Raw genomic sequence first — 1,053 nt, 5'->3', positions numbered from 1 at the left:
CTAGAGTTGGATGACATTATGTTGATCCGTAGCCGGAATTGAGAAGATAATTGCGGCATTCTGCGGGGCTGAATGCGTCGAGCAGGGAGCCGATACGACGCCAGGTTGCTTCGTGGGTTCGCTCGGCGGCCTTGCGCATCAGGTGCTTAAGCTTGGCGAAGACCTGCTCGATCGGATTGAGATCGGGACTGTAGGGCGGCAGGAACAAAAGCTTGGCGCCTACGCCGCGGATCGCTTTGCGAATGGCGGGCCGTTTATGGCTGCTCAGATTATCCATGATGACGATGTCGCCGGGAGACAGTGTCGGTACGAGAAACTGCTCGATATAATCGGCGAAGCTCTGGCCGTTGACAGGCTGGTCCAGCACGCACGGGGCATCGATCCGGTCGTAGCGGAGCGCCGCGAGGAAGGTCATTGTACGCCAATGGCCATAGGGCACTTTGGCATGGAGCCGCTCACCGACAGGCGCCCAGCCCCGCAACGGCGCCATGTTGGTCTTCGCCCAGGTTTCATCGATGAAGACCAGACGAGCCGGATCAAGCCGCCTCTGATATTTCTTCCATTGCTCACGCCGCCGCGCGATCGCGGGCCGGAGCTGTTCGGCGGGCAGCACGCTTTTTTTTGAAGCTCAGCCCCTCGGCATGGACGAAACGCCAGACCTGAACATAATCGACCTTCACTCCGCGTTCGGCCAGTTCGGCCACCAGCCCGCGGAGTGTGAAGTCTGTGGCGCTACGCTCCAGTAGCCAGTCACGATTAGGACCGGACAGAATGTTGGGTTTGTGGCCACCCATCTGGCCGGGCGCGGCGCTGCCTGTCTCACGCACCCGTCGCACCCATTTGATGGCCGAGCTCGCCGCTACCCCAAAGCGCGATGCCGCCGCATGACAGGACATTCCTTCCTCAACTACCGCCGCCACTACCCGCTTACGCAAATCCATCGAATAAGGTCTCGCCATGCGCGCTGGCCTCCAATCCCAGCCAGCATCTTGAATCAGAAAGTCAGCGCAATGGGAATCCCAATTGAATCAGCCAAACGTCATCACGCTCTAG

The 1,053-nt window shown here is 59.6% G+C and carries 1 protein-coding gene; it reads right to left on the bottom strand.

The annotated features are described in order from the left end of the window. Positions 1 to 16: 16 nt before the first annotated feature. Positions 17 to 959 (bottom strand): IS630 family transposase gene (locus tag EBBID32_RS23415; RefSeq protein ID WP_156022447.1). Its coding sequence is split into 2 segments (ribosomal slippage): positions 17 to 622 and positions 624 to 959, totalling 942 coding nucleotides; the frame shifts between segments, so codons are not numbered across the junction. Positions 960 to 1,053 lie beyond the last annotated feature (94 nt).

The organism is Sphingobium indicum BiD32, assembly GCF_000382885.1.
Classification (GTDB): domain Bacteria; phylum Pseudomonadota; class Alphaproteobacteria; order Sphingomonadales; family Sphingomonadaceae; genus Sphingobium; species Sphingobium japonicum_C.
Note: the sequence above shows the minus strand (reverse complement) of the source record. Positions and strands in the feature narration are given on the sequence as shown.